This is a genomic window from Polymorphobacter multimanifer (genome assembly GCF_014205635.1).
GTDB lineage: Bacteria > Pseudomonadota > Alphaproteobacteria > Sphingomonadales > Sphingomonadaceae > Sandarakinorhabdus > Sandarakinorhabdus multimanifer.
This window is the reverse complement of the sequence record NZ_JACIIV010000006.1, coordinates 31,016-51,684: the sequence shown is the minus strand read 5'-3', so window position 1 is coordinate 51,684 and position 20,669 is coordinate 31,016. Positions and strand designations below refer to the sequence as shown.

Annotated in this window: 20 protein-coding genes; 8 read left to right on the top strand and 12 right to left on the bottom strand. The window is 65.9% G+C overall.

Annotated features, from left to right (window positions below; all coding sequences use genetic code 11):
- Window positions 1-10 precede the first annotated feature (10 nt).
- Window positions 11-1,774, bottom strand: coding sequence for a fatty acyl-AMP ligase (locus FHS79_RS04865; RefSeq protein WP_207792225.1), 1,764 nt, complete (start codon window positions 1,772-1,774; stop codon window positions 11-13).
- Window positions 1,775-1,886: 112 nt separating this feature from the next.
- Between FHS79_RS04865 and FHS79_RS04860 the strand changes: the two genes are divergently transcribed.
- Complete coding sequence (locus tag FHS79_RS04860; protein WP_184196249.1) at window positions 1,887-2,495, top strand: regulatory protein RecX; 609 nt, start codon at window positions 1,887-1,889, stop codon at window positions 2,493-2,495.
- Window positions 2,496-2,501: 6 nt separating this feature from the next.
- On the opposite strand, the gene FHS79_RS04855 is transcribed toward FHS79_RS04860, so the two are convergent.
- Complete coding sequence (locus tag FHS79_RS04855) at window positions 2,502-2,675, bottom strand: hypothetical protein (RefSeq protein WP_184196246.1); 174 nt, start codon at window positions 2,673-2,675, stop codon at window positions 2,502-2,504.
- Window positions 2,676-2,822: 147 nt separating this feature from the next.
- On the opposite strand from FHS79_RS04855, the gene FHS79_RS18725 reads away from it, so the two are divergent.
- The 4 genes from FHS79_RS18725 to FHS79_RS04840 all read left to right on the top strand — a co-directional run bounded on the left by FHS79_RS18725 (window position 2,823) and on the right by FHS79_RS04840 (window position 7,738).
- On the top strand, window positions 2,823-3,932 hold the full coding sequence (locus FHS79_RS18725; RefSeq protein ID WP_243452664.1) for a sensor histidine kinase: 1,110 nt from the start codon (window positions 2,823-2,825) through the stop codon (window positions 3,930-3,932).
- Complete coding sequence (locus FHS79_RS04850; RefSeq protein ID WP_274603621.1) at window positions 3,925-4,668, top strand: LytR/AlgR family response regulator transcription factor; 744 nt, start codon at window positions 3,925-3,927, stop codon at window positions 4,666-4,668. Before FHS79_RS18725 ends, FHS79_RS04850 begins: the two co-directional genes overlap by 8 nt.
- Before the next feature lie 203 nt (window positions 4,669-4,871).
- Window positions 4,872-7,130, top strand: coding sequence for a TonB-dependent receptor family protein (locus FHS79_RS04845; protein ID WP_184196243.1), 2,259 nt, complete (start codon window positions 4,872-4,874; stop codon window positions 7,128-7,130).
- A gap of 185 nt (window positions 7,131-7,315) precedes the next feature.
- Window positions 7,316-7,738, top strand: a complete 423-nt coding sequence (locus FHS79_RS04840) for a GFA family protein (protein ID WP_184196240.1) — start codon at window positions 7,316-7,318, stop codon at window positions 7,736-7,738.
- A gap of 130 nt (window positions 7,739-7,868) precedes the next feature.
- Here the strand turns inward: FHS79_RS04840 and FHS79_RS04835 are convergent, their stop codons facing one another.
- The 5 genes from FHS79_RS04835 to clpA all read right to left on the bottom strand — a co-directional run bounded on the left by FHS79_RS04835 (window position 7,869) and on the right by clpA (window position 12,198).
- The gene (locus tag FHS79_RS04835; RefSeq protein WP_184196237.1) at window positions 7,869-8,594 is read right to left on the bottom strand and encodes a LolA family protein; all 726 of its coding nucleotides are present in this window, start codon (window positions 8,592-8,594) and stop codon (window positions 7,869-7,871) included.
- The gene (locus tag FHS79_RS04830) at window positions 8,591-9,220 is read right to left on the bottom strand and encodes a hypothetical protein (RefSeq protein WP_188945040.1); all 630 of its coding nucleotides are present in this window, start codon (window positions 9,218-9,220) and stop codon (window positions 8,591-8,593) included. The genes FHS79_RS04835 and FHS79_RS04830 overlap by 4 nt, the downstream gene beginning before the upstream one ends.
- On the bottom strand, window positions 9,217-9,486 hold the full coding sequence (locus tag FHS79_RS04825) for a PadR family transcriptional regulator (RefSeq protein ID WP_341534414.1): 270 nt from the start codon (window positions 9,484-9,486) through the stop codon (window positions 9,217-9,219). The genes FHS79_RS04830 and FHS79_RS04825 overlap by 4 nt, the downstream gene beginning before the upstream one ends.
- A gap of 121 nt (window positions 9,487-9,607) precedes the next feature.
- Window positions 9,608-9,739 (bottom strand): hypothetical protein, encoded by a 132-nt coding sequence (locus FHS79_RS19120; RefSeq protein ID WP_279380419.1) that lies wholly within the window; start codon window positions 9,737-9,739, stop codon window positions 9,608-9,610.
- Between the two features lie 104 nt (window positions 9,740-9,843).
- On the bottom strand, window positions 9,844-12,198 hold the full coding sequence (clpA, locus tag FHS79_RS04820) for an ATP-dependent Clp protease ATP-binding subunit ClpA (protein WP_184196228.1): 2,355 nt from the start codon (window positions 12,196-12,198) through the stop codon (window positions 9,844-9,846).
- Between the two features lie 221 nt (window positions 12,199-12,419).
- On the opposite strand from clpA, the gene FHS79_RS04815 reads away from it, so the two are divergent.
- The gene (locus FHS79_RS04815) at window positions 12,420-13,181 is read left to right on the top strand and encodes a phosphatase PAP2 family protein (RefSeq protein WP_184196226.1); all 762 of its coding nucleotides are present in this window, start codon (window positions 12,420-12,422) and stop codon (window positions 13,179-13,181) included.
- Window positions 13,182-13,230: 49 nt separating this feature from the next.
- Here FHS79_RS04815 and FHS79_RS18720 read toward each other — a convergent pair whose 3' ends face one another.
- Complete coding sequence (locus tag FHS79_RS18720) at window positions 13,231-14,193, bottom strand: PEPxxWA-CTERM sorting domain-containing protein (RefSeq protein ID WP_243453271.1); 963 nt, start codon at window positions 14,191-14,193, stop codon at window positions 13,231-13,233.
- Between the two features lie 138 nt (window positions 14,194-14,331).
- Here FHS79_RS18720 and FHS79_RS04805 point away from each other — a divergent pair, with 138 nt between their 5' ends.
- Window positions 14,332-14,997: a hypothetical protein gene (locus FHS79_RS04805; protein WP_184196223.1), complete on the top strand. Its 666-nt coding sequence runs from the start codon at window positions 14,332-14,334 to the stop codon at window positions 14,995-14,997.
- Here the strand turns inward: FHS79_RS04805 and FHS79_RS04800 are convergent.
- From FHS79_RS04800 to FHS79_RS19115, 4 genes are all read right to left on the bottom strand, one after another.
- Complete coding sequence (locus tag FHS79_RS04800; protein ID WP_184196221.1) at window positions 14,955-15,410, bottom strand: GFA family protein; 456 nt, start codon at window positions 15,408-15,410, stop codon at window positions 14,955-14,957. The two genes, FHS79_RS04805 and FHS79_RS04800, sit on opposite strands and share 43 nt — an antisense overlap.
- 84 nt (window positions 15,411-15,494) lie before the next feature.
- On the bottom strand, window positions 15,495-16,910 hold the full coding sequence (locus FHS79_RS04795; RefSeq protein WP_184196218.1) for a tannase/feruloyl esterase family alpha/beta hydrolase: 1,416 nt from the start codon (window positions 16,908-16,910) through the stop codon (window positions 15,495-15,497).
- A gap of 3 nt (window positions 16,911-16,913) precedes the next feature.
- Complete coding sequence (locus tag FHS79_RS04790) at window positions 16,914-18,137, bottom strand: acyl-CoA dehydrogenase family protein (protein ID WP_243452663.1); 1,224 nt, start codon at window positions 18,135-18,137, stop codon at window positions 16,914-16,916.
- Window positions 18,138-18,174: 37 nt separating this feature from the next.
- Window positions 18,175-19,284 (bottom strand): acyl-CoA dehydrogenase family protein, encoded by a 1,110-nt coding sequence (locus tag FHS79_RS19115; RefSeq protein WP_184196214.1) that lies wholly within the window; start codon window positions 19,282-19,284, stop codon window positions 18,175-18,177.
- 220 nt (window positions 19,285-19,504) lie between these two features.
- On the opposite strand from FHS79_RS19115, the gene FHS79_RS04780 reads away from it, so the two are divergent.
- The gene (locus FHS79_RS04780; protein ID WP_184196211.1) at window positions 19,505-20,530 is read left to right on the top strand and encodes a serine hydrolase domain-containing protein; all 1,026 of its coding nucleotides are present in this window, start codon (window positions 19,505-19,507) and stop codon (window positions 20,528-20,530) included.
- Window positions 20,531-20,669 lie beyond the last annotated feature (139 nt).

The following is a 20,669-nucleotide window of genomic DNA, read 5'->3' as shown; positions in this document are numbered from 1 at the left end:
CAACCGCGCCTCAGGCCGCCACATCGAACGGCTGGATTTCCCCCGAAAGATACTGCGACCGCGCCTTGGAGCGCGAAAGCTTGCCCGAGGAGGTCCGCGGCAGCGTGCGCGGCGGCACCAGCTCCACCACGCAGCTCATGCCGGTGATGGCGCGCACCTTGGTGCGGATCGCCTCGCGCAGATTGCTGCGCTCGGCGGGGTCGGAGGTGCGGCACTGTACCAGCACCGCCGGCGCCTCCTCGCCCGAAGGCGTGGTGATGGCAAAGGCAGCAATGTCCCCGGCCTTGAACCCCGGCAGCTGCTCGATCGCCCATTCGATGTCCTGCGGCCAATGGTTCTTGCCGTTGATGATGATCATGTCCTTGGCGCGGCCGACGATGAAGATCGACCCCTTCGCCAGATAGCCCATGTCGCCGGTGTCGAGCCAGCCATCGGCGGAAAGCGCTGCGGCGGTGGCTTCGGGATCACGGAAATAGCCCGCCATCACGCCGATCCCCTTCACGAACACCCGGCCGATCTTGCGGTCGGGCAGCACGGCCCCCGTCTCGTCGCGGACTTCGATCGTCAGCCCCGGCACTGCCTTGCCGCAATTGACGATGGCACGGTAGCGCGTCGGACGACGGCTATCGGTTCGCCCGCCCGAAAGCCCCGCAAGCGTCCGCTCGTCGATGAGGTCGGAGACGATCCCCTCGCCCAGCGGCATGATCGAAACAGCGAGCGTCGCTTCCGCCAGCCCATAGCTCGGCAGGAAGGCCGAAGCCTTGAAGCCGGCAGCGGCAAACACATCGACGAACGCCTGCATCACTTCGGGGCGGATCATGTCGGCGCCATTCCCCGCCACCCGCCAGCGCGAAAGATCGAAGCGCTCGGCAACGTTGATGCTCGGCGAAATCCGCCGCGCGCAGATGTCATAGCCGAAGGTCGGCGAATAGCTCAGCGTGTTGTGGGCGTTGCGGCTGATCAGCGTCAGCCAGCTCAGCGGCCGCCGCGCAAAATCCTCGGTGGCGAGATAATCGACCGAAATCTGGTTCGCCAAGGGTGCGAGCATGCACCCCACCAGCCCCATGTCATGATACCAGGGCAACCACGATACCACCCGGTCGCCGTCACCGGCCTCCATGCAATGCGCATGGCCGGCAAGGTTGGCGAGCAGCGCCTCATGCGTCACCGCCACGCCGTGCGGAAAGCGCGTGCTGCCCGAGCTGTACTGCAGATAGGCAATGTCGCCGGCAGCCGCCTGCGGCAGCTCGACCACCGGCGCGGGTGCTGCAAAGAAGCTCGTCCAGTCACGCGCCGCGCACAGCCCCTCGGCCGCCTGCTCGACCATCGCGAACAGCCCTTGCGAAGACAGCACCATCTTCGGCTCGGCCGAGCGCAATTGCACCGCAATCTGCTCGACATACGCCTCGCGCCCGCCAAAGCTCGTCGGCAGCGGCAGCGGCACCGGCAGGGCGCCGGCATAGATGGCAGCAAAGAAGGCCGCGGCAAAATCCGCCCCCGTCTCGGCAATCAGCGCCACCCGGTCCCCCGGAGCCACGCCCTCGGCAATCAGCCGCAGCGCCTGGGTGCGGGCATCGCGCGCCAGCTCGGCATAGGGATAGGCGCGCACCAGATCGGCGCGCGCATCGTGGAAATTGAAGCCCTTGAGCCCTTGCGCGGCATAGTCGAGCGCGTCGCCCACGGTGCCGAAATCGGCGCGCCGGTACGGCAGGTCGTCGAAGGTCGGGGTGGGTGCAAGACCCGTCTCCGCCTCCGGGGTGCTCTCGATCTGCAAACCCGTATCTCCCTGAACGATGCGACCCGGCCCTGTTCCGAGCCATTATGACATCAAGGTCATCGCAGCACAGCGGGTTCAAATTCCGGCCCGATCATGGCAAGAAGATGGCATGATCGATGAAGAGAGGCCGAAACCGCGCAAGCGCCGCGAGCGCGGTCCGCCTCCACCACCCAAACCGCTCGACGCGCCCAGGCTCCAGGCGCTCGCCCTCCACTATGCCGCGCGCTACGCCACCACCGCCGCCAAGCTCCGCACTTATCTGCGCCGCAAGCTCCGCGATCGCCCCTGGGAGGGCGCCACCCCGCCCGATCCCGACGCGCTCGTCGCGCGCATCGTCGAGCTCGGCTATGTCGACGACGCCGCCTGGGCCGCCGCCAAGCGTCGCACGATGAGCATCCGCGGCCTCGGCGAGCGCCGCGTGTCGCAAGCGCTCAATGCCGCCGGCATTTCATCGGAAGACGCCACCCCCGAAGCCGAGGACGAAGACATTCCCGATGACGGCATCGCCGCGGCCCTGCGCTTTGCCCGCCGCCGCCGCCTCGGCCCCTTCGCCCGCGAGGGGTCCACGTCAGACCCCGCCCCCGATCCTGGCACCGCCCGCCGCGCGCTCGCCGCCATGCTCCGCGCCGGCCATGATCACGGGCTGGCGCGCCGCATCCTCACCGCCCGCACCGTCGCCGAAGCCGAGGCCATGGCCGAAGATCAACCGCTTTCCTGATCAGCGTCAACGCCGGGACCAGCTCACGATCAGCGCCGCACACATCCCCAGCGTCGTCGCACTCACCGCGAGCTGCCGTGGATTGGGGTCGCCGCGGTCCTCCAGTGCCAGATGCAGCCGGGGGCCGCCAAAGCTGGCAACCGACACGAGAAGCATGAGCAGAACAAGGGCAATACGCATCACGGGCTCCCGCAAGACAGTTGGAAGCCGGCGTTGAAGCCCAAACCGCGCAGCCCCGCCGCACCGCTTCGACAAAAGCCGCTCCCGCTTCGATGAACGACTGCAGCACAGGGGGACTTGCAGCCCCGCAGCGGCTAGGACAGCAGGATGAACGCAGCACAACAGGCCGATGACGCGCCGCTTGTCCCCACAAGACTGGCATTGCTGTCGATCGCCGGCTTCTGGGCCTTCTACTTCCTCATCAACACGCTGCGCATCGCCTTTACCGATCAGCCCGATCAGCTCGGCATGGCGTGGCGCCGCGGCATCGTCACCCTGATCGGCATCGCGCTCACCGCCGTCCTCTGGCAGTTGCTCGCCCGCCGCGCCCAATGGTCGACCCGCTGGCTCGTGGGCCTGGTGTTTGTCGCCAGCGCACCGATCGCCTTCGCCTATTCGCTCGCCAACCACCTCGTCTTCTTCGTCATCGCCCCCAGCCCGAGCATCCTCGAGGAAATCGCCGCTTGGAAGCGCAACCCCGACAGCATCTGGCATTATATCGCCGCCCTCGCCGCCAACTGGTATTTCTTCGTCGTCGCCTGGGGCATCCTCTACATCGCCCTCGCCTATGCCGGCCGCGTCCAGCGCGCCGAGCGCCAGGCCGCCCGCTTCCGCGCCGAGGCGCAGACCGCCCAGCTCCGGGCGCTGCGCTACCAGGTCAACCCGCACTTCCTGTTCAACACATTGAATTCGCTCTCCGCCCAGGTCATGGCCGGCCGCGCCGAGGATGCCGAGGCGATGATCCTCAACCTCTCCACCTTCTTCCGCTCCAGCCTCGCCACCGATCCCGAGGCCGATGTGCCGCTCGCCGACGAGATCGCGTTGCAGCGGCTCTACCTCGATATCGAGCAGGTCCGCTTCCCCGAGCGGCTGAGGGTCGAGATCGACGTCCCCCCGCAGTTCGGCGCCGCGCGTGTGCCGGCGCTCATCCTGCAACCGCTGGTCGAAAATGCCGTCCGCCACGGCGTCGCCATGAGCAGCGCTCCCGTCACCATCAGCATCACCGCGCGCGCCGAGGGGGAAAGGCTGTTCATCACCATTACCGATGATGCCGCCCCGCTCGGCGCCGCCCCGCCGGGCAACGGCATCGGCGTCAGGAACGTCTGCGCCCGCCTCGAAGCCCGCTTCGGCAGCCGCGCCCGCTGCACGCCGAGCCCCCGCCTCTGCGGCGGCTACAAGGTCGAGCTGGAGATGCCGCTGGAAATGTCGCGTGTCTGAAGTCCCGACCCTGCGCGTCCTCGCCGTCGACGACGAGCCGCTGGCGATCGAGCGCATGCAGATCCTCTGCGCCCGCCTTCCCGGGATCGAGCTCATCGGCACCGCCAACGACGGCCCCGGCGCACTGCGGCTCATCGAAGTCCATCGCCCCGACGTCCTGCTGCTCGATATCGCCATGCCGGGCATGACCGGCCTGCAACTCGCCGCCGCCCTGCCCCAGGATGCTTCCGGCTCCGCCCCCGCCATCATCTTCATCACCGCCTTCGACCAGTTCGCACTCGCGGCCTTCGAAGTCGCCGCCGTCGACTATCTGATGAAGCCGATCGACGCCGCGCGCCTCGCTCGCGGCTTCGAGCGCGCCCGCCAGCGGCAGACGATGCCGGCCCCGGTCGCGTCGCCGCAATGGATCGCCGAATTCTGGGTTCCGCAGCGCGGCGAAATGGTGCGCGTCGCCGCCGACGATGTCGAACATGTCCAGGCCGAGCGCGATTACATGCGCCTCACCACCGCCACCCGCAGCTTCCTCATCCACGAAACCATATCCACCCTCGAAGCGCGACTCGATCCGGCAAAATTCGTCCGCATCCACCGCTCGGTCATCGTGCGGCGCGACCACGTAGCCCGGCTCTTCCACGGCCGCAGCAGCGGCTGGCAGGTGGAGCTCGTCAATGGCCTGCAACTCCCCGTCGGCCGCACCCACGCCGCCGGCGTCAAGGCCCTGCTCACCGGACATTGAGGAAATCACCCTCGCTCCCCCTTGGGGGACCAACGACGCGCACCCCCTGGTCGAGGCGGGGTGGGGGTCCCCGCCCGCCCGCCATCATCGACCGACAGCACCCCAAAAAACTGCAACTGCGTCGCAAAAACCGCTTGCCGAGTCCAAAACACGATTCTAGTCAGCCGCTGCAACCAATTTGCAATAGCGACGAACGGACCCCGATGAAGCTTGCCCTCACCACCTCGCTGCTCGCTCTCGCGCTCGCGCAAGCCACGCAGGCCGCCGAAGTCCCCTCCACTGCAAACATCGTTGCAGACGATACCGACTGGGGCGCAGGCCTCATCACCGTCACCGCCTCGCGCCTCGGCACGCTCGATATCGGCGGCTCGGTCACCGTCCTCGATGCGCAGGCGCTCGATCGCTTCTCCTATGGCGACGTCAACCGCATCCTCCGCCAGGTTCCCGGCGTCTTCCTGCAGGAGGAAGACGGCTTCGGCCTGCGCCCCAACATCGGCATCCGCGGCTCGGGCACCGATCGCTCGGCGCGCGTCGCCATCATGGAGGATGGCGTCCTCATCTCGCCGGCCCCCTATGCCGCCCCCGCCGCCTATTATTTCCCCCGCCTTGCCCGCATCCAGGGCGTCGAAGTCGCCAAGGGCCCCGCTGCCATCAAATACGGCCCCAGCACCGTCGGCGGCGCGATCAACTTCTTCTCCACCCCCCTCCCCGATGGCCCCGCCGGCGAGATCAGCGGCCGCGTCGATCTCCTCGCCGGCAACTATGGCAGCCAGCGCGCCCTGGGCTCGGTCGGCGGCTGGGCCGGCCTTGGCGGCGGCCTCGAAGTCGGCGGCCTCATCGAAGGCCTTTACGAGCACAGCGATGGCTTCAAGACCATCGATGCCGGTGGGGAAACCGGCTTCAAGATTTCGGACATGGTCGCAAAACTCGGCCTGCGCTCCACCGATGGCGCCCACGCCCTCACCTTCAAATACCAGCGCTACACCGAGCGCAGCGACGAAACCTATCTCGGCCTCACCCTCGCCGATTTCCGCACCTCCCCCAACCGCCGCTACAACGCCAGCGCCGCCGACGTGATGAACGTCTCCCACGAAACCTTCCAGCTCACCCATGACTGGAAAATCTCGGACCGCGTCCGCGTCACCACCATCGCCTATCGCAACGACACCGCGCGGTCCTGGTACAAATTGAACGACATCCGCAACACCGCCAACACCGGCTGGACGAGCATCGCCGGCGTCCTCGAAAACCCCGCCGCCGCCCCCATCCAGTTCGCCGAGCTCGTCGGCGCCGAAGGCTTCACCGGCCGCGCCGGCTCGCTCCGCGTCCGCGACAACAACCGCATCTACCAGTCCACCGGCGCCCAGACCGCGCTCTCCGCCGGCTTCGACACCGGCAGCATCGCCCACACCCTCGAAGTCTCGGCGCGCTACCATGAAGACAGCGAAGACCGTTTCCAGCAGGACGACCGCTTCCAGATGGTGAACGGCCGCCTCGTCCTCACCACCCCCGGCGCGCCGGGCAGCCAGGACAATCGCCGCGGCGACGCCAAGGCCTGGGCCTTTTACGTGCAGGACACGATCGAAGCCGGCCCGCTCACCCTCGTCCCCGGCCTGCGCTACGAAACCATCGACCTCACCCAGACCCGCTGGGCACTGGGAGACGCTGTCCGCGCCACCCCCACCGCCATCAACACCTCAAAGGTCGATGTCTGGATCCCCGGCCTCGCCGCCACGCTGCGCCTCGCCGATGATGTCCGCCTCATCGCCGGCGCCCACCGCGGCTTTGCCAGCCCCGCCCCCGGCTCCACCGTGGCGGCCGAAACCTCCTGGAACTACGAAGCCGGTGTGCGCTTCGGCACCGAAGCCTGGCGCGCCGAAGTCATCGGCTTCTTCAACGATTACAGCAACCTCGTCGGCACCTGCACCGCATCCTCGGGCGGCGATTGCAACATCGGCGATCAGTTCGCCGGCGGTGCCGTCGAAGTGAAGGGCATCGAGGCCACCGCCAGCACCGTGCTCGGCAACGTCGCCACCCAGGGCTTCGAAGTGCCGGTCTCGCTCGTCTATACCTACACCGACGCCCGCTTCCAGACGGCCTTTGCCAGCAGCTACGCCCCCTGGGGCACCGTGGCGATCGGGGACCGCCTGCCCTACATCCCGGAGCACCAGATCGCCGTCAACGCCGGCCTCCAGCTCGATCGGCTGCGTTTCGACACCACCCTCAACTATGTCAGCAAGGCCCGCGCCACCGCCGGCCAGGGCGGCATCACCGGCCTCGACCTGATCGACGACCGCATCCTCGTCGATCTCTCCGCCGGCTTCGACCTGCGCCCCGGTGTCTCGCTCTTCGGCACCGTCAGCAACGTCTTCAACGTCGCCTACAACGCCAGCTTCTCCCCCGACGGCGCCCGCCCCGGCGCCCCCCGCATGGCCATGGGCGGCGTCAAGCTGCGCTTCTGACAACCAAGCCTCCGGCGGGCAGGGGACTTGTCCCCTGCACCCCTGACGTGGGCATCGCCCCTGCGCCAACACCCTCCCCGTCGCCCCGGGCTCGTCCGGGGGCCCAGGAGCATGTCATCACATTGCCGTTGTGGCTGCGCTGAAAGTGGACGTAGGCTCACACCATCTCTGCTGCGAGGATCGAGATGGATAACCAGAATGTTCGTGTCGGCAAATGCCATTGCGGCGCGGTGCGCTTCGAAGCGACCTTGAGCGACGGCTTCAACACAATTCGTCGGTGCACCTGCTCATATTGCAGGATGCGAGGAGCAGTGGCGGTTTCAGCCGAAATGGGCGGCGTGAGAATCGTGGAAGGTGAGGAAGCTCTGACCAGCTATCAGTTCAACACAGGATCAGCGAAGCACTTCTTCTGTTCCCGCTGCGGGATCTACACCCACCATCAGCGCCGCTCCAACCAGAACCAGTATGGGGTCAATGTCGCCTGCCTTGATGGGGTGAGCCCATTCGACTTCCTCGATGTACCCGTCGTCGACGGTGTGAATCATCCGAACGACACCGGCGGACCGACACGCATGGCAGGTACGCTTCGCTTCATACCCGCCGAGTAGCGCTTCCAGCCGAACGACGGTTGCTGCGCGTACCTGATCCAGACTTCAGAGGCCTCGCATGTTGCGAGAGCATTGCTCCGAATGGCCAAACCTCGGCTCGCCAGCGCAAGGCGCAGAGTGTGGCACCGTATCACTTTGCGGCAGGCGGCTCGAAGATGCTGCTGTCGATCGCGCCGCAATGAAAAGAGGTCAACACCCCTCGATCGGCGACCGCGCCATCTGGCGTGAACACCTCGAGCTTGTAGGCAACGGTCAACCCATCGACCTTGCGGTAATCGCTGGCTTCGACCCTCACCGCCGGCGAACCGTATGTATCGACGACACGCCCAATCAGGTGGCTTCGACCGTTGAACCAAACCTCCAAGGCGCGACCTCCCTTCGGGGAGATTTCAACGACGTCGAAACTCTTGCCGCCTTCCTCTGCAGATCGGAGATATTTGAATGTGGCCGGAAAGCGGTCAGGGAAGAAGAAGCCGTTTATGCTGAGATAGTTGGTGAGCGTGGCTTCCTTGATTGCAGCCGGGTCGGAGACAATGTCGACTTTGCCGTCAGCGGTCGATTGCCAGCGAACCTTGCCATTGAAACCCATCGAACGTTGCTGGCCGCTGCGTTCGCTGTCGATCCGCATGCCATAATCCCGAAGGCTGAACCGCGTTCGGTAGCTGACGGCACCATCGTCGTGAGTGCCTTCCTCGATGCAGCCTTGCAGCTTGTCCCAAGCAGCCCCTCCGGTAGCCAGCTTGGCAGCCGCGACAATCGCTTCGGCTTTCGGTGCCGGTGCGCGTGCATTTCCGGCGCTTGCAAGGCTTGAAGCGAACAGCAATGCCGCGATGGTCCGTGTCGATGCTCTGCTCATGTTTCCTCCGGCCGATCCTGCTGACGCTGGAACCACCCGAGCAGAGCAGGAACCGCGACTGCCTGCACGAGAAGCGCGTAAAATTCCGAAGGCACCCCATCAAGCTTCCAGATGATCGACAACTGGATGCCAACGGCGGTCGCAGCGATGATCAGCGAAGCGCAGGACGCAAGCACGAACCGGCGCAACTGGCTTCGGCTGAGGAACCAGGCGCCGGCAAGCTGCGCGCAGCCAAGAAGAACGAAACAGCCAACAACCACAGGCCGCGCGGCGTCATAGCGGGCAATCAATGACGCGCTGGCGCCCCGGCCCACCAAAGCAACGTGCATCCCGTCGGTGGCGCCGAAAATCACGGCGATCCCATGCGCAGCACAAAGCATTTGCCAGACGGCGAACAGCGCGGTGACGATGCCGATCGACCACAGTCCGGCTGCGAAGCGCGTGTCGAGATCGCGCAGGCGTTCATGCAGCGCGGCGTGCAGGCAGCCGGCGGCAAAGACCAGCGCCGAGCGATCATTGCCGGCATGCGCCAGTTCGACGAACATCGCATCGGCCCAGCGCTTGCGTGATGCCGGCAACAGTCGGCCGGACGCTTGGCAGAGCATCAAGGCAAGACGCCGCATCATGCGAGCGTGGCCCCGGGCAGGGTGTTTGTTGCAGCAGCCGCGTCGACGCTGGCCAGCGCGAAGGCAACACCTGTCCGGGACAAGCGATAAGCATGCCTGGGCGGTGCACCAGGCCTGTCCGATGCGCGCCACTCGGCGTCCAGCAACCCTTGGTCGGCCAATCGCATCAGCACCGGGTAAAGCGTCCCCGATGGCAAACCGATTTCCTTGGTAAGCTCATAGCCATAACGCCAGTCCGCAGCGCGGGCCAGCAACGCCGCGAGCACGCGAACTGTTTGAGGCGAAGGCTTGCGGGATCGCATCCCATAAGTCTACATATATGGACATACACGTCAAGGTATGACCGTCAACGGCGGAGCAATTGCGCAATTCAGGAACGGACCGGCGTCACTCTCCCGAAAGCTGCCATTCCGCGCCCCGCCACCAGCTGCCAATCAGCTCGGACAAAACCGCACCGCGATCGAACGCTGCGACGCAGTCCGATACAAATGCCGCATGAAAGCTGGCGGCGGCCATCATAAAACAAAAAAACAGACCGCCGCACTCCCGGAAACCTCCGGAAAGCACGACGGCCCATTCAAGGGGTCCGGGGCCTGAGGCCCCGGCCGCCGGAGGCCCCTAGCTCAGACCTCCACAGGCGGCGGCAGCAGCGCCTTCGCCGCCTTGGGCTTCTTCAACCGTGGCGGCTTCTTCAGCGCCGGCACGATCTCGAAGGCGAGGTCGTCGTCCTTCACATGCACCCGCACTTCGCCGCCGTTCACCAGCTTGCCGAACAGCAGTTCCTCGGCGAGCGGCTGCTTGATCTTGTCCTGCAGCAGGCGCCCCATCGGCCGCGCGCCATAGAGCTTGTCATAGCCGCGCAGCGTCAGCCAGGCCTTGGCTTCGTCGGTCAGCGCGATATGCACCTCGCGGTCGGCCAGCTGCAATTCGAGCTGCAGGATGAACTTGTCGATCACCCGCGCCACCACCGATGGCGGCAGATAATCGAACGCGATCGTCGCATCGAGGCGGTTGCGGAATTCGGGCGTGAACATCCGCTTGATCGCCTCTTCATCCTCGCCCGTCCGCTGCACCGATCCGAAGCCCACGCCTTCACGCGCCATGTCGGCCGCCCCGGCATTGGTCGTCATGATGAGGATGGTGTTGCGGAAATCGACCGTCTTGCCGTGGTGGTCGGTCAGCTTGCCATTGTCCATCACCTGCAGAAGGATGTTGTAAAGGTCGGGATGCGCCTTCTCGATCTCGTCGAGCAGCAGCACCGAATGCGGCTGCTGGTCCACCGCATCGGTCAGCAGCCCGCCCTGGTCGAAGCCCACATAGCCCGGCGGCGCCCCGATCAGCCGCGAGACGCTGTGCCGCTCCATATACTCGCTCATGTCGAAGCGGGTGAGCGGAATGCCCATGATCTCGGCCAGCTGCCGCGCAACCTCGGTCTTGCCCACACCCGTGGGGCCCGAGAACAGATAGCTGCCGATCGGCTTGTTCGGCTCACGCAAGCCGGCACGCGCCAGCTTGATGGCCGAAGCCACCCGCTCGATAGCCTTGTCCTGGCCAAAGACCACGCGCTTCAAGTCGCTCTCCAGCGTCGCCAGCGCCTTGGTGTCGTCGGTCGAGACCGATTTCGGCGGAATCCGCGCCATGGTGGCAATCACCGCCTCCACTTCCTTCACGCCGATCACCTTCTTGCGCTTGTGCTCGGCAAGCAGCATCTGGCTCGCCCCCGTCTCGTCGATCACATCGATCGCCTTGTCGGGCAGCTTGCGGTCGTTGATGTAGCGCGCACTCAGCTCCACCGCGGCCTTGATGGCCTCGGGGGTGTACTTCAGCTTGTGATGCTCCTCATAGGAAGGCCGCAGCCCCATGAGAATCTTCACCGTATCCTCGACCGAAGGCTCGTTCACATCGATCTTCTGGAAGCGCCGCAGCAGCGCCCGGTCCTTCTCGAAATGGTTGCGAAACTCCTTGTAGGTCGTCGACCCGATGCAGCGAATGGCACCCGAGCTGAGCGCAGGCTTGAGCAGGTTGGACGCATCCATCGCCCCGCCCGACGTCGCCCCGGCGCCGATCACCGTATGGATCTCGTCGATGAACAGCACGGCATGGGGCAGCTTCTCGAGCTCGTTCACGACATTCTTCAGCCGCTCCTCGAAGTCGCCACGGTAGCGCGTGCCGGCGAGCAGCGCGCCCATGTCGAGCGAATAGATCACTGCCGGCTTCAGCACATCGGGCACCGACCCTTCGATGATCTTGCGCGCCAAGCCCTCGGCAATCGCCGTCTTGCCCACGCCCGGATCGCCCACATAAAGCGGGTTGTTCTTCGAGCGGCGGCACAGGATCTGGATCGTCCGGTCGACCTCGGCATGACGCCCGATCAACGGGTCGATCTTGCCGATCTTCGCCTTTTCGTTGAGATTGACCGTGAACTGCTTGAGCGCCGACTCCGCCTCCTTGCCGCCCTTTTCGGTCTTGGCACGCGGCTTGTCCGCCTCGGGCTCGTCCTTGTCGGCCGACCCCTTGGGGTTCCGGCTTTCGGACTGGCCGGATTTGGCAATGCCATGGCTGATGAAGCTCACCGCATCGAGCCGGCTCATGTCCTGCTGCTGCAGGAAGAACACCGCATGGCTCTCGCGCTCGGAGAACAGCGCCACCAGCACATTGGCGCCCGTCACCTCGTCCCGACCCGAACTCTGCACATGCAGAATGGCGCGCTGCACCACCCGCTGAAAGCCTGCGGTGGGGGAAGGATCGACCGACGCATCGGCCTTGAGCGCCGAAAGCTCGGTATCCAGATAGCCGACAAGCTGGCCGCCCAGCTCCTCGACATCGACATTGCACGCCTTCATCACCGCCAGCGCATGATTGTCCGATGTCAGCGCCAGCAGCAGATGCTCGAGCGTGGCATATTCATGCGTGCGGCGACCGGCTTCGGCCAGCGCATTGTGGAGCGTCTTTTCGAGCTCTCGGGTGAAGGATGGCATCCCGCTCTCCTCATAGGGCGGGGGAATCCCCGCCGATCATGTGCCTCACCCGTCACGGCGGCGCATCCTTCAGGAGAACGGCCACCAGGGGCTCGGCTTGCAACACGAATGTCACCCTCATCCACCAAACAATCAAGGGGGTGGCGAATTCATTTGCCCCCTGCGGCCTTGCGGCACAGCCCCGCACACGCCACCATGGCAGAAATCGGGGAGCCAAGGTCATGAACTTCAAGCCATTTGTTGCCGCCACTCTGCTCGCCGCACCGGCCCTCGCCCAGCCCGCCGCTCCCCCCGCTGCACCTCCCGCCACCGCAATGAGCGCTGCCACCACCTCCGGCTACCTCACAAGGGATGCCGCAATGAGCATCCTCCCCCTGCTCCCCCCGCCCCCGGTGAAAAATTCCCCTGCCGAAGTGGCCGATCGCTACACCTATGCCGTCAGCGCCAGCGGCGTCGGCAGCCCCGCCTGGAAGTCCGCCATCGAGCAGCTCAGCATCCGCAGCGCCAGCTTCCAGCAGGCGCTCGGTTGCGCGATTGGCAAGCAGCCCGGCCGCGCGACGCAAGCCCTGCTCACCCGCGCCGCCGCCGATTTCGTCCCCCCCATGGCCGCCGCCAAGGAGAAATTCGGCCGCAATCGCCCCTTCACCACCGACAAAGGCCAGGCCTGCGACCCCGATGCGGCAGACGGCATCGGCGAAGCCCTTGGCAAAGCCTATCCCAGCGGCCACGCCGGGATCGGCTGGCTCTGGGCGCTCATCCTGTCGGACGCCCTGCCCGAGCGCGCCGACGCCATCCGCAGCTTCGGCCAGGCCACCGGAGACCTGCGCCTCGCCTGCCGCGTCCACTGGCTGTCGGACGTCACCCACGGCCGCATCCTGGCAACCGCCCTCTACCAGAAACAGGCCGAGACCGACGCTTTCAAGGCCGACCTCGCCGCAGCAAAAGCCGAACTCGCCGCCGCTGCCCTCGCCACCTGCCCCTGAAGACGAAAAGCCTCCCCTCCCTTCCAGGAAGGGGTCGGAGAGGGTCGCTTCAGCGCGTCGCCGTCGTCGCCATCCCGGCACGCCGGTGCCGCAGCGCCCCGCCGACCAGCCCGAAGCCGCACACCAGCATCGCCCAGGTCGCAGCCTCGGGCACCGCGGAAAATGCGCCGCTCGCCAGCAGCCGGTCATAGGCGATATCCTGCAACTGCACCGTATGATCGGCCGAAAAGCCGAAATGCGCCGCCACATTCTCGGCGGCCCCAAGCCGCCGCGGGTCGGCGCCGGTCACCGCACCCAGCTGCATCAGCGCCGATAGATAATAGCCGTACAGACTGCCGTGATAGCGGTCGGACGACCAGAGATTGATCTGCCCGGCGCCAATGCCGTCATAGGGATTGCTGTCCGCCAGCCCGGTCAGCATCGCATCGTTCCACGCTGCACCCACCGCGATCACCCCGGTGATATGCGGCGATGCCGCCGCGGCGAGCGCATATCCCGCTGCAATATCATTGGCCATCGCATCGATCGGCCGCCCGAGCCACGGGCTCTCCCGGCGATAGGTCAGGTCGGCGCGGGACCATGTCGCGGTGAGATAGATCTCCACATCATCGTTGCGCGCCTCGAAAACATCCGCCAGCAGCCCGGTGTAGGTGATCAGGCTCGCCGGATTGCCGGGGTTCAGCGGGTCCAGCACCGAATGCCCCTGCAGAACCACCTTGTCCCACGCCTTGTCGATCACAGCGAGCCGGTTGTCGTAATGATATTCGAGGCTCGTCCCGCCCACCGCCGCCAGGCTCACCGAATAATCGAGCCCCAGCTGCACGGTAAAGTCCTTGAACAGCGCCGGCACCCCGCCGATCGAGGTGCCATTCAGGTCCAGCACCGTAAACGGCTTGTACCCGCGCGCCGAAGGTTCGGGCGCCCCCTCGCGCCCACCATAGGTGAAGCTGTTACCGATGAATAAAATATTGCTGGCAGCCAGCGACGGCGCCACCGGCGCAAAAACCAACACAAGGCCAACAAGTCCGTTAATCCATTGCATTGCTTTTCATCCCGGCAAATATCGCTTGATTGTGTGCAATGATATTGCGCCTTTCAGCAAGCACTACACGCAAGCAAGTCGCAAGAGAAACAACCAAAACTAACGTAGTTGAGGATCTGTTACCTGACCGGAACCAACACTCGAAAAAATCGGCGCGCCGCCGGCCAGGCTGTACGAGACGCGCACCCCCCTGTTCCACGGCACATCGAACACGCTGCCGACATCGCCGCAGCGAAGATCAACCCGCAAGCCACGGAAACGTTCGAAACCGCGCCGACTGGCGGCAACAGCTGGTACCCGTATGGCTATACCGGCAGCGGCTTCGTTATCTTCGGCGCCGGCGGCTACACATTCACCGTCGATCCCCACATTCCCCGCTCCGAGAGCTGGTACGACTGGGGATCGGGGGACTCGCTGTTCTACGGGCCCAATGGCACGGCAACCTTCTACTTCACCCGCCCAGTCACTGCCTTTTCATTCGACCTGGCGACCTACATCGCCGATGCGGGGATCGTGACCGTTGCGCGCGACGGTTTCAGCACCGCCACCCCCCTCGTCACTCCCCCTCGTCACCCCCCTCGTCACCCCGGACTTGATCCGGGGTCCCGCTTTTCCCATGCCGCACCACCAGCCGCCGTCCGCCTAGCTGGAATCGCTCGGCGTCTGATCGTCGCCCTCGGGCAAGACGGTGGGCAGCGCTTCTTGCAACCCCAGAACGCCGACCGCGCACGTCAGGTCGCCGCCGGCCCGACAAGCGCCAGCCATTCGGCTTGAGTCCGCGGTTGCTCGGCGAGTGCGGGAACGCCGTCGGGAAGCGTCACCCAGGGCTGCTTGCTGCCGACCCACAAATGCGCAGCGGGAACAATTTCCGCACTCCGATGCAGCGTGCCGCATCGGAGCGATGCAAAGCCGGGGCGCCGGTCGCTCTCGGCGAAGATACGGACCTTGCACCCGGCGCATCCCCATATGGTCGAGACAGCGCCGCTGGGCTGGTCACAGGCGCCACTGTCCAGATCACCTTCGATCGCGAGGTCCTGCTTCGCAATCAGCATGTGTTCGCTAAAGGCGCTGCCCGTCCGCGTCTGACAATCGGTGCAGTGGCAGGCGTAAGGCCGAAAGCGCAAGCCCTCGCGCAGGATGTAGCGCACCGCACCGCATAAACAGCCACCCGTCAGATCGCCCTTCATCGCGTCATCCCTGTCCGGTTCTCCATCACAGCCTGGCAAAGGCGCGGACGGCAGCAACCGGAGCCATACCGACCACAACCCCGCCTACTCCGCCCGCACCACCTGGCTCCGCCCATCGCCACCCCGCGCCGTCACCGCCGCCGGCGCGTCGCCGCGCTCGACCCAGGCTTCGAGCAACGCGGTCCAGTCCACCCCCACCGGTGCATCGCCGCCGGTGCAGTGGAGCATCCCCGGCACCATGAACAGCCGCGCGAAGTCGCTGTAATCCCCCATCGACGCCGCCACCATGTCGAAATACTGCCGGGTGAGCAGCGGCGGGATCGCCGGGTCGTTCCAGCCATGAAAGCCGATCAGCTTGCCGCCGCGCGCCTTGAACGCCGAAAGGTCAGCACTTTCGGCATCGAGCGTCCCCCGCCACCGCTTGAATCCCGCCCGCACATCCGCCTCGGTCACGCTCGCCAGGTCGAGCGTCGGGTCCTCGCGCACCAGATACGCCATGTAGTTCCACGGAAACCCCGCCGACGTCGCATCCGCCCGGTCCCCCGGCTCGATCGCCCGCCCCCAATAGGCCCAGCTCCCCGGCAGTGCTTCCGCCCCCGGCATCAGCCCCGGCGAGGGCTTCCCCGTCACCGGATCGGTGATGCCGGCATAAATCATCCGCGCCGTCGTCACCTGCCCCGGCGTCAGGCACGCATCGCTCTCCGCCCCCGCACACGCCAGCACGCCGGGATCGAACCGGCACGCCCGCGGGTTCGGAACATAGCTCTGCCCCTCGCCGCACGCCTTCAGCGCCGCCGCCTGAAGTGCGGGCAGCTTCGCCGGCGGCAGCACCCGGCCGGGCAGCAGCGATTGCTTCACCACCAGCGCCCCGGTGCCCACCATCCGCGTCCAGGGCCAGGCCGGGGCGCCCGCCACAATGCCATCGAAATCCTGCGGAAACCGCTGCGCCGTCATCAGCGCCTCGCGCCCGCCGTCCGAGCAGCCGATGAAATAGCGCTTCGCCGGCGCCCCCCGATGCGCCGCCAGAACCGCCTGCGCATGGTCGGTCGTCAGCTTCACCGCCCGCCAGCCGAAATCCACCACCTTTTCCGGATGCCCCAGCGCCCATTTCGCCGAGGCGCCATCGTCATCCTGATGGCCATTGTCGGTCGCCGCCACCGCATAGCCCTTGGCGAGCTGCTGATACACCGATCCCCACAGTATCTTCCCCGCAAAGCCGCCATTGCCCACCTGCGCGAACTTGCCGTTCCACGCCGCCCCCTGCGGCACCACAAGCGCAATCCGAATGTCCGAATCCGCCGTGGGCGTGGCGGTGATCAGCACCCGGCACGCAGGCGCCGCCAGCGGCACCACCCGCGATCCCAGATCGAGGCTGGTGATCACCTCCGCCCCGGTCACCCGCGCCTTGTCGAGCGCCACCCCCGTCAGGCCCGCACACGCCGTCTCCGCCACCGCCGGGCTCGCACCCAGCAGCAGCAGCAAAGCCCCCAGCGTGCGCACCCCTCAGGCCGCCGCGTTGAAAGGCTTGTCCTTGTCGGGCCGAAGGTCGCCCGGCAGCCCCAGCACCCGCTCGGCGATGATGTTGCGCAAGATCTCGTCGGTCCCGCCCGCAATCCGCAGGCCCGCCGACCACAGATACGAGCCCTGCAGCTTCTCCAGCTCGGGGTCCGCACCCCCGGTCATGAAGCCGTCACTCCCCGCCAGGTCGAGCGCAAAGGCGCTCATGTCCTGCATCGTCTTGGCCACCACCACCTTGGCGATCGATTGCTCCGGCCCCGGCATCTGCCCCCGCGAAAGTGCGGAAAGCGCCCGCATCTGCGTCAGCTTGATCCCCTCATCGGCGATATAGCTCGCCGCAATCCGCTGCCGCACGTCCGAAGCCTCGATCGCCGGCTGGCCGTTGGGCGCGTCCACGCCCTTCGCCAGCGTCATCAGCGTCTGGTAGCCCGGCGCATGGCGCGGCTTGCCGCCCACCGCCAGCCGCTCGTGCATCAGTGTCGTCAGCGCCACCTTCCAGCCATCGCCAACGGCTCCCAGCCGGTGCGTGTCGGCAATCCGCACGCCGGTGAAGAACACCTCGTTGAAGTCGCTCCCGCCCGACATCTGCTTGATGCCGCGCACCTCCACACCCGGCGCCTTCATGTCCACAATGAACATCGACAGCCCCTTGTGCTTCGGCACACCCGGATCGGTACGGCAGACGACGATCCCGAAGTCCGAAGCATGGGCAAAGCTCGTCCAGACCTTCTGCCCGTCGATCACCCAGTCATCGCCGTCCTTCACCGCCTTCGTCCGGATGCCGGCCAGATCGGATCCCGCCGCCGGCTCGGAGAACAGCTGGCACCACACCTCCTCGCCCACCAGCGCCTTCGCCACATAGCGCTGGATGACCTCCGGCGAGCCATGGGTGAACACGGTGGGAATGCACATCCCCAGCCCGATCGAGAACAGCCCCGATGGCGCATGGAAGCGGCTTTCCTCCTGCCCATAGATGATCGAGTGCATCGGGCTCAGCCCTTGCCCCCCCATCGCCTTGGGCCAGGTGATGCCGGCATAACCCGCCTCATATTTCGCCTTCTGCCACGCCTTGGAGCGCCGGATGAACTCGTCGAGCTTCCATGGGCTGGCCGGCGGCGACCGATATTCCGCAGCATTCTCTTCCAGCCAGCCGCGCGCCTTGGCACGATATTCGGCATCCTGGGCGGTGTCGTTGAAGTCCATCGTCATTCCCCTTCGCGGGCATCATGCAGTGAATGAAAGGCGTTTACGCTGCGGCGCGGTTTCGCAGCTCGAGTGCGCGTACCAGCCGGTCCGCCCAGAAGCCCCGCGCCCCCAGTGCCGCCGTCAGCGTCCGCCCGCGCCGATAATAGAATTGGCAGTCGCTCTCCCAGGTGAAGCCGATCCCGCCATGCAGCTGCACCGTCTCCTCCACGGTAAAGGTCAGCGCCTCGAGGCTCGCCACCCGCGCCGCACTCGCCGCCTGCGTCAGCTCCGCCCCGCCCGCCTCGAGCAGCGCCAGCCCATGCAGCGCATGCGCCCGCGCCAGCTCGAGCTTGATATACATGTCCGCACACTTGTGCTTCACGCCCTGGTAGCGCCCGATCGTCTGCCCAAAGGCCACACGCGTCTTGGCATACTCGACCGTCATCGTCATCGCCGCCCGCGCCGTTCCCATCGCCTCGAACGCCAAAATCACCGCCGCCCGGTCGAGCCACGCCAGATAATCCGCCGCCGTCCCCAGCGGCTCCGCCGGCGTGCCATCCATCACCAGCCGCCCATGCCGCCGCACCAGGTCGAGCGTCTCCACCGCTTCCACCCGCGCGTTCGAAACCTCGACAATCCACAACGAAGGCCCATCCGCCCCCGCCGCCGCCACGATCGCCAGTTGCGCCCCGGCCAGATCCGCCACCGGCGCCTTCACCCCCGAAATCCGGCCACCTTCAACCCGCACGGCAACGCCGAGCGGCGAAGCAATCCCCGGCTCGTTCCACGCCGGCACCGCAATCACCTCACCACTCGCAATCCCCGGAAACCACCGCGCCTGCTGCTCGGCCGTCCCCGCCAGCAACAACGCCTCGGTCGCCAGCAACGTGCTCACCAGCGGCACACACGCCAGATGTTCCCCCGCAGCCTCGGCGAGCATCGCACTCTCCTCCGCACTCATCCCCAACCCACCATGCGCCTCCGGCACCCGCGCCGCCGTCCAGCCCAACCCGGCCACCTCGGCCCAAAGCCCCGCATCGAAATCCGGCGCCCCCCCCTCTTCGTTTTGGCCCATCGCCAGCCGCGCCTTCGCAGGCCCACCACGCTCGGCAAGCAGCTTCTGCGCCTGCTCCCCCAGCGCCTTGGCATCATCGGAAAAATCGAAATTCATGTAAGCCCTCCCCAGAGCGGTTCACCAGCCACCTTACGCTCGCGTCAACCCCGGGCAACCCTGAAACTTGGGGGGTGCCTGCTCCTCTGACGTGAACCTTGCGGTGCCGTCTCGACATCCCCGATGCACTGTGGCGTAAATCCCGATGTGTTCTGCCGATGCAGGACGCGGTCGCCGGCATGTGTCGTGAACCGTCCGCTTCTCTTCACGAGTATCACCAATGATATCGGTCAAAGCTGTCATCATCGCGGTCGGGGCTATCGTACTTTGCGCTGCGGCCTCTGCGGCGCAAATCGATCCCGCGCTTGCCAAGGTTCTTGGGACATTCGACCAGGACAAACATCGCGATCTGCGCGGGGTCGTCGTGTTGCGCGATGGCAGGCTTGTCGCGGAGCGCTATTACAATGGCGCAACCCCTGCTTCGCTCAACGACATCCGTTCCGCCGGCAAGAGCGTCACATCGCTTCTGGTCGGCATCGCAATCGACCGCGGCAAGATCCGTGCGGTGGACGATTCGGTTGCCACCTATTGGCCCGACTCCCGGGGTAGCGCGGTCGGCGACGTCAAGATGAGGGATGTTCTGACGATGCGATCCGGGCTGGCCGCGTTCGACGACGATGCCGCGTCGCCGGGCAACGAAGACAAGCTCGATGCAGCGGCCGACCCGCTGGCATTTCTGCGTTCGATCCCCCGCGCCCATCCGCCGGGATCGAGGTATAACTACAATTCGTTGACCGCATATGCCGCCGGTGTTGTCGTTGCCAAGGCAACCGGCGGGACAATGGCCGATCTTGCGAAAACCGCGCTGTTCGGTCCGCTTGATATCCGTCGCTGGCAGTGGGCGTCGGATGCCGGCGGCTATACGAAGGGCCAAGGCAACCTGTCTCTGACAACGCGAGACATGGCGAAAATCGGCGAGATGGTTCGCGGGGAAGGCCTTTACAGCGGGCGCCGGATCGTCAGCGCAGGCTGGATACGAGACTCGCTCGCCTCAAAGTTCTCCATTTCCGATAGCGATCCCTTTGCCGACGGCTATGGCTATTTCTGGTATTCGAAGGTTCATGAAATCAATGGCAAGGCGGTTCCGGTGTCATTCGCATCGGGCAACGGCGGCAACAAGATCTATGTCATCCCGAGCCGCCGCATGGTCGTTGCCATCACATCGACTGCCTATGGCCAGGGCTATGGACAGCGGCGATCGGAAGCGATCCTGAAGGCCATCCTGTCAACACACGAAAGCCCATGAACGGGCTCAAAACCCCCAGCCCCCCTCCCCAGAAAGGTTCGCCGGCCACCTTGCCCTTGCGTCAACCCCGGGCAACCCTGAAACTTGCGGGGTGCCCCCGGCGGCCGGGGCCTCAGGCCCGGACCCCGTCAGTTTGTCG